Genomic DNA, 7,451 nt, shown 5'->3' with positions numbered 1-7,451 from the left:
AGTTAATGCTCCTGAAGTAGCTGCTGAAAGCACCGATTGCCGAAAACGTTTGAGGATGACGGGAATGCTGTTGAGGCGGTCGCGGCAGGCATCTACCCGAGCCAGCACGGCATCGAGTTTGTCGGCGATGCGTTTTTGTTCGTTGAGGGGAGGAAGTGGAACGGGGAAACTCCGTATATCTTTTGCTCTAATCGCCGGATATAACGCGCCTTGAACCAAGGCACTCATTTTTTCAACGAATGCTTCGGTTCTCACCACGTTGAACAGCCAACGAGGATCAACTTCGACAGCTCGCAATACATCGAAACCGGTAGATGCAATTTGATTGTCCAAATCGTCGTTAACCATAGCAACCGCATTCAGATTTGGCCGAGTCATCGATACCAATACATCATTGGCCCGTAATCGTTTTCTGGCTCGACTGGGCGCATTTTCTCCTGTCAAGATTTCAGGAGTTTCGATGCACTTTTTTACCCGGTTTACCGAACCGATGTCGATGTAGCGAAAATGCTCCCCTGGTTCTGGAATGGTTTGATTTGCGTCAGTCGTGATTTGACCAATCTCCACAAGGCACCAGCCATCCGGCAATTTGCTCATGATGGCTCCTTGCCGTTGCCGGTGTTATTCGGACGAATCCCCCCTGGCCCCCCTTTTTCAAAGGGGGGTATCGAGGCTACTGGGGATTGGGGGACTCCCCCCTTTGAAAAAGGGGGGTTAGGGGGGGATTTACGAATCACCTCCACCACCGCATCCGTTTCCAACAACACCTGCCGATTATCAAACCGCAATACCTGCAAGCCCAGTTGATTAATATACTCGTCGCGTTTTTGGTCCGCCAACTGATGCTCGGCTTCAAAATGCTGACTACCGTCAATTTCGATCACCAAGTTCGCGGCAGGGCAATAAAAATCGACGATGTAAGGACCTATCGGCTTTTGTCGGTAAAACTGCCAGCCGTTGATCTGCTTGCGGCGCAGACGGTACCAAAGTTTTTGTTCAGCATCGGTCATATCGCCGCGCAATTGGCGGGCATTGGTTTTCAGGCGTTTGTCGTAGGGTAATATCAAACCGCTTCCTCCATGCCCAATTCCTCCAAAATCCCCCGCAATTCCTCCATCGCTGCATCCAGTTCGTTCATCGCTTCCTGGGCCAATTCGGCGGGTTCCGGTAAATCTTGGGCTTCGGTGGCACTGTCATCTTTCAGCCAGCTGATGTCCAAACTGTCACCGCGTTCGGCAATTTGTTCGCGGGTAAATTTGCGGAAACGTCCGGATTCGCCTTGGTCGATACGTTTGGCCAAGCTGGTGGACGTCGCTAACGGATCATTGCCAAATGCTTCTTCAAACTCGGCAAAATGCTGTTCGGTCAGTTGAGTGCGCTTGCCGAATTGCGGCATGTTGGCGCGCAGGTCGTACACCCAGACTTCTTTCGTATTGCCTTTGTCGCTGTCGCCGCGGGTGAAAAACAGCACGTTGGTTTTCACGCCCTGGGCGTAAAAGATGCCGGTGGGCAAACGCAGGATGGTGTGCAGGTAGCATTTGTCCATTAGGTCGCGGCGGATGTCGGTGCCGACGTTGGATTCGAACAGCACGTTATCCGGCAATACCACGGCAGCGCGGCCACCCGGCTGCAAACCGCGATAGATATGCTGCAAGAAGCAGAATTGCTTGTTGCTGGTCGGATAGGTGAAATCGTCACGACTGGGCAAACCGCCACCTTTCTTGGTGCCAAAGGGTGGATTGGTCAAAATCAGCGACGCTGTGGGTAAGGCTTGACCTTCCGGGCTGAGGGTATCGCCATAACGAATGCCACCGTCGATGCCATGCAACATCAAGTTCATCAACGCTAAACGGTGGGTGTCCTGCACATGCTCCATACCGAAAAAGGTGCTGTTGCGGTATTTGCGTTGCTGGCTGTCAGTGAGTGCATCAAAGTCGTTATGAGTACGCAAATAATGATTGGCGGCAATCAAGAAACCGCCGGTGCCGGCAGCAGGGTCTTGAATGGTGTCGGCGAGTGTGGGTTGCATCACCCGCACCATGCTGTTGATCAAGGCGCGCGGCGTAAAGTATTGACCGGCACCGGACTTTTTCTCGTTGGCGTTTTTTTCCAGCAAACCTTCGTATAAGTCGCCTAGGTCTTCACGATGCACGCTGTACCAATCCAGTTTGTCGATTTCCGCGACCAACGAAGATAAGGTGGCCGGTTTTTTGATGAAGCTGCTGGCGTTGGCGAAAATTTCTTGCACCAGATTCGAGCCATGGGTACCCAGGTGAATCAGCAGGATTTTGTAAAATTCCAGCCGGTCCGGTGCCGCGCGGCTTTCCAAATCCGCCCAGCGGTAGCCTTCTGGCAGTTGCTCTTCGCTGCCGGTTTCCATCGCCATTTTTAGAAACAGCAGATAGGTCAGTTCGGTGACGTATTGATGATAAGTCACGCCGTCATCCTTGAGGATGTTGCAGAGGTTCCAGAGTTTGCCGACGATGTCGTTGGTTGTCATGAAGTAAGTGTTTGTAAGAATTGTTCGGCGGTCAAAATGGGGCAATTAAAGCTGGCTACCAGGCAGAGTAAATCCTGGTCGCCGGTAATCAAGGCTTGGGCATTGCCTGCTAATGCTAACTGCAGGAATGGCACGTCAAATGGATCGCGGCACTCCGGTGTGACGGGCGGCGGCTCCGGAATAACGATGGTCTGGCAATACGGCAAGTAATCGGCAAGCAGTTCTTGCTGATCTTCCGCACTGAGTTTGAATTTGGGATATTGCAATACCCGGATCAATTCCGCTGCCGTGGTTTTGGAGAGCAAAGGTTGAATCTGCTGGTTCTGCCAGGCCAGTCGTAGTGGCGTGACGCGACCTTGGGCAAATACCAATGCCGATAACACCAGATTGGTGTCGATGACGACGCGCGGCGCGTCTGATTGCTTGCTCATTGGTCGTTATTAGTTGACAAATCGCTTTGTCTCGCCCAGGCCACAGCATCGTTGATGTCGGATTCCTGAAGATTCAATTCTGCCAGTTTAGCGCGCACGGCATCGCCACGTTGAATGCGCACCGGGGTGAGAATGATCTGGCCGTTGCGGGTTTCTACGTCAAAGTATTCTGCGGCACCGATGGCGGCAGTGATGCTTTTCGGCAGGGTGAGCTGGTTTTTCGATGTCATTTTGGCAAGCATGGCAATCACCGAATCTGAAAGTAAGGAAATCTTACTTTATGCTTTTGCATGAAAAACTTCAAGCAGTGCCCGTTTGCCAGAGTGTATCGTTGAATGCTTCCAGCACTTGCTGCAGTTCGCCATTGAACAGTTTATCCAAACGATTGAAACCACCGCCTTCGCGTTTGAACACCAGATCGGGATCGTCCAGCGCCTCGCGGTCTACCAGCAGATTGGCTTTGGTTTGGGCGGCAATGCGTTTTAACCAGTCGCGTTGTGGGGTACTCCAGGATTTTTGGGCCAGGATGGCTTGCAAAGCATGATCGACACGTTCGCTATACGGTAATAAGGCATCACCGATAGCCGCTTGGCGAATGTAGCCGACGATGCGCGCGGCAATGTCTTGATTGGTCATTTCTCGCCAGGCGGTATCCAGATGGGTTTCGCTGAATCCGGCTTTATCCAGTTTCAGTAACAGCTCACGCAGTTGCTTGCGGGTGAGTTCGCGCGGGCGGGTCAAGACGGTGGTCAACGCCGGAATGTCGTTGCTGTGGCTTTGGATAAAGGCGCGAAATTCATTCAGATAATCTTCCGGTTTTTGGGCGTTGCCATAACCGCGTTCGACCTTTACGAATTTGTCTTCATGATCGGAGACGAAGATTGGTGGTGCGGAACCTGCGCTTTTACGATCCAGTATTTCACCCAGATCAGGGTTTTGGGTAAACCAGGCGGCAACATCAGCCAAGGGCATGGCGCGCAGTTTTTGGATGAAAGCATCAGGTTTCATACCGGCGCGGGTTTCAAAGTCTTGTGCGGATTGTTCCGAAAGATGGCGTTTTTTACGTTGCAGTTTGGCAATGAACTGATCACGCACCAAGCTGCGTGCTTCATCATCGGTAACGGCCACCAATTCTTCGGCCAATTGGCTGAAGCTGATCTTGGGATCGACCACCACCGGACGCATCGCGGTCATGTTTTGGATAGCAGCGAAGATTTGTACCGCATCGAAGACGCGGAAGGAGTCTTTGCCGATGGCATCGCAAAGCCGCGTCGCACGACCCAGCATTTGATCGAACAAGATACGGCTGTTGACCCGACGCAGGAATACTAGATTGCAGATTTCCGGCACATCGACACCGGTGGTGAGTAAATCCACGGTGACGGCGACATTGGGTTGGCGTTCGTTTTTGTAGCGGCGGATTTGTTGCAAGGGTTTGTCGGCAGCACCGGTGATTTTGATGACCGCATCGTCCTCGACACTGCCATATTCCGCCGCAAAGGCTTTTTTCAATAGATCGACCACCAGATCGGCGTGGGCATCGTTGACACAGAAGACTAATGTTTTCTGGCGGGAGGCCGGGTCGAGTTCTTTGGCCAAATAGCCGCAAACGACGTGATTGAATGATTCGGTAATCACCTTACGGTTGAAGTCTTCAACGTCGATTTTTATTTCATCCGGTGCTTGGAATAAATCAATCTGGTTACGACGTGGATCGTAGACTTTGAGTTCTTCGCCCACTTTCCAGGCAATGCCGTTGGTAGACAGCTCGGTATGGATTTGGATGGGTGGTTCGTAATCGACCAGATAACCGTCGATCACTGCTTCCCGGTAGCTATAGGTATAAATCGGTGCCCCGAAGATTTGCGAGGTATGCAAGGCAGGGGTGGCGGTTAGGCCGATTTTGTAGGCATCGAAATAATCCAACACGCGACGGTATTTGGAAATGTAATCATCGTAGCCACGGAAGGTCATTTCGGTATCGGACAGTTCACGGTCCAGTAAGTAGCCGCGATGACATTCATCGACCACGATACAGTCGTATTGATCGACAGCTGGCGGTGTGACGTTCTCGGCAGCGAACAACAAGCGTTGCACCATGCCCTGTATCGTGGCGATATGCACGGCGGTATCGCTGTCCGGGATTTGCTCTTCCAATTCCTTGATGCCAAAGGTATCCGCAAAGGTCTGTAGATTTTCCATGCGGGTGTCTTTGAAGGCGTTGGCAGCCTGTTCACCTAATGCCGAGCGGTCTACCAAGAACAGTATGCGTTTGAACCGTTGCGCTTTGAGCAAGCGATAGATCAAGGCGATGCAGGTTTTGGTTTTGCCGGTACCGGTCGCCATGGCCAGCAGCATTTCGCGTTGACCGGTAGCGATGGCCTGTTCGGTGGCGAGAATGGCATCTTGTTGGTAGTAGCGTAATTCAAAACCGTAGTTAAACGGCGTATTCGCCAGTTTTTCGTGGGCCTTGGCTTCGTCGCGTTTGATCAGTTCTTTCAAACCATCAGGCGTATACCAACCGTCCAGCGCGTGACTGAGATTATCTGTACAGCGCAAGTCGCAGAACCACACGCCACTTTTGGTGGCCAGTTGTCTCAGGTAGGGACGGCCATTGGCGGAAAAGGCGAACGGCACGCGGTAGCTGTTGTCATTGCCCCAGTTTTGTTCCGGCAGAGTGGTTTCTGCGCTGGGTTTGAAGGTTCTGCTGTAGCGTTTGGCTTGTTGCAAGGCGCCTGAGACATCGACGTTTTTACGTTTGGCCTCCACCACGGCAACCGGCGTCAAACCAATGAATAACACATAGTCGGCGGGGCCACTCTCGGTAGGCCATTCGGCAATCGCACGGTTGCGGTTTCTTTCCGGGCGAGCGCCTTGATTGAATTTGAGGGTCTCCGAATCGGCTTCCCAACCGGCTTGGCGTAATTGCTGATCGATAATCTTGCGGGTGTCCGCTTCATCCAGTTGCACCGCTTTGGCTGCGTCGTTGGCGGCAGTGATGAATTGGGTGACGGTGCCTTTAGGTTGCGCGGCAGCGATGGTCTGTTGATCGGCCAAGCGTTGTTCCAGTGAAGCTTTGGCTTGCTCGGCTTCGGCAGCCAGTTGCTCCCAAAATGATCGCTCGTCTTTGGCTTCCCGTAGTTGCGACTGGGCGGCTTCCAATTGTTGCGCGACATCCTGATGGGCGGCTTGGAACTCGGTTACCGCTTGGTTCAATCGTTCCAGCTCTGCCCGAAGTTCGGCGCTTTCGTCGGTCGGTGGCTGCGGTGGCAGAAATGGGCCGGATTTGTAATTAGGGTCTTTGAATGACCGATGAAACCACAATCCCAATTGCCAAGTCAGTTTGAGCGTACTGAGTGCGGAACGATGATCACCGGACAAGGCATGATTGGCAGCGTTGCCGGCTCGTCTGATTTCGTCGAATAGTTGAAATACTTCTCTCGGCAGCACGCCGCTATCTTGGAGACGACGGAGTAAGTCGTATTGTTTTTCTTCGGATGAGGTGTACTGACCGGTTCGGGCGGCGAGCAATTGCGCTAACAGTTCAGCTAACTGGCGCAGCTTGAGCAGGCAGGTGTTGGGATCATCGGCAAAGTATTTTTCCGCCAACATGCCCAAATGCAAGAGCTGAGGGTCTTGTTGTTGTAAAACGGCGAAATTGGTCTGCGTCCGATTGCTCACGGGTATTCAGCCAAGATCAGGTTAACCAATAGCCTGAAACAGTCTGAGTCCATTCCATTCTGGCATTTAAATTGGAAAGAAATTGTAATTTCAGTTTCATTCGTGTCCCTGCGTATTCAATTTTTTGTGTCCTAGAGTCCGTTCATGGCAGGAGTATAGCTTCTAAGCGGAGTTTCAGAAAGTAATGAGCTGTTTAACTCAATCGAATCGGAATGCCTTCTTTCCAGTAAAGCCTGTGACGACAGAAAAGTCCCCCAATCATGAAGATTGCGGATTCCGGGCGAAGGTGAACACCGATTACGCCGGATCGTGAACACGGATTACGATTGATCGTGAACAAAAACACGCGGTTTGCGTAAACCCCGTTCACGATCGCGTAAAGGCTGTTCACGCTACGCATAACAAGAATAGAAGCACTGGAAATTCATCGTCAATTTGGCATGCTCCGCCGATTTTGGAGCGAACATGCCGACACCGAAGGTTTCCATGCACAAGATCAAAGAAGTCATTCGACTGAAAGCGGCCAGTCTGCCGCTACGAACCATTGCCAGCGCATCCAAGCTATCGTTGGGCGCGGTGGCGAAAATATGTAAAGGCCGCCGAACAAGCCGGATTATCCTGGCCTTTGCCGGCCGATCTCACCGATGATGCGCTCCACCGTTTGCTGGGCGGCATCGATCAGCCGACGACGGCATCCGACCGCTATGTAACACCCGATTACGCGACCATCCATCAGGAACTGAAGCGCAAAGGTGTGAGGCTACAACTGTTATGGCACGAATACCGCGCCGAACACGGGGCTGCAGGCTATGCCTATAGCCAGTTTTGTACCCTATATC

7 protein-coding genes are annotated in these 7,451 nt (G+C 52.2%); 1 reads left to right on the top strand and 6 read right to left on the bottom strand.

Translation table 11 applies throughout. From position 1 onward, the window contains the following. From NP596_RS05940 to hsdR, 6 genes are all read right to left on the bottom strand, one after another. A partial coding sequence (locus NP596_RS05940; protein WP_256614361.1) for a restriction endonuclease subunit S occupies nucleotides 1–597 on the bottom strand: 597 nt, incomplete at its 3' end. Further along, a complete protein-coding gene (locus NP596_RS05935; RefSeq protein ID WP_256614360.1) occupies nucleotides 594–1,067 on the bottom strand; it encodes an endonuclease domain-containing protein in 474 nt (157 codons plus the stop codon). The genes NP596_RS05940 and NP596_RS05935, both read right to left, overlap by 4 nt. Further along, nucleotides 1,064–2,500 (bottom strand): class I SAM-dependent DNA methyltransferase, encoded by a 1,437-nt coding sequence (locus NP596_RS05930; RefSeq protein WP_256614359.1) that lies wholly within the window; start codon nucleotides 2,498–2,500, stop codon nucleotides 1,064–1,066. Before NP596_RS05930 ends, NP596_RS05935 begins: the two co-directional genes overlap by 4 nt. Beyond that, nucleotides 2,497–2,931 carry a putative toxin-antitoxin system toxin component, PIN family gene (locus tag NP596_RS05925; RefSeq protein ID WP_256614358.1) on the bottom strand — a complete coding sequence of 145 codons (435 nt, stop codon included), beginning with the start codon at nucleotides 2,929–2,931 and terminating at the stop codon, nucleotides 2,497–2,499. The genes NP596_RS05930 and NP596_RS05925 overlap by 4 nt, the downstream gene beginning before the upstream one ends. Beyond that, nucleotides 2,928–3,173, bottom strand: a complete 246-nt coding sequence (locus NP596_RS05920; protein WP_256614357.1) for an AbrB/MazE/SpoVT family DNA-binding domain-containing protein — start codon at nucleotides 3,171–3,173, stop codon at nucleotides 2,928–2,930. Before NP596_RS05920 ends, NP596_RS05925 begins: the two co-directional genes overlap by 4 nt. Before the next feature lie 58 nt (nucleotides 3,174–3,231). Continuing rightward, nucleotides 3,232–6,612, bottom strand: coding sequence for a type I restriction-modification system endonuclease (hsdR, locus tag NP596_RS05915; protein ID WP_256614356.1), 3,381 nt, complete (start codon nucleotides 6,610–6,612; stop codon nucleotides 3,232–3,234). Between the two features lie 465 nt (nucleotides 6,613–7,077). On the opposite strand from hsdR, the gene NP596_RS05910 reads away from it, so the two are divergent. Continuing rightward, on the top strand, nucleotides 7,078–7,260 hold the full coding sequence (locus tag NP596_RS05910) for a hypothetical protein (protein WP_256614355.1): 183 nt from the start codon (nucleotides 7,078–7,080) through the stop codon (nucleotides 7,258–7,260). Nucleotides 7,261–7,451 lie beyond the last annotated feature (191 nt).

It is taken from the genome of Methylomonas rivi (assembly GCF_024505165.1).
In the GTDB taxonomy this organism is placed as follows: domain Bacteria; phylum Pseudomonadota; class Gammaproteobacteria; order Methylococcales; family Methylomonadaceae; genus Methylomonas; species Methylomonas rivi.
The sequence above is the reverse complement of the archived record's forward strand: the minus strand, read 5'-3'. Positions and strand labels throughout refer to the sequence as shown.

Excerpts from the sequence above, each read along its gene's own strand:
- NP596_RS05910 (WP_256614355.1), top strand. The coding sequence starts at position 7,078 with ATGCCGACACCGAAGGTTTCCATGCACAAGATCAAAGAAGTCATTCGA.
- NP596_RS05920 (WP_256614357.1), bottom strand. The coding sequence starts at position 3,173 with ATGCTTGCCAAAATGACATCGAAAAACCAGCTCACCCTGCCGAAAAGC.
- NP596_RS05925 (WP_256614358.1), bottom strand. The coding sequence starts at position 2,931 with ATGAGCAAGCAATCAGACGCGCCGCGCGTCGTCATCGACACCAATCTG.
- NP596_RS05930 (WP_256614359.1), bottom strand. The coding sequence starts at position 2,500 with ATGACAACCAACGACATCGTCGGCAAACTCTGGAACCTCTGCAACATC.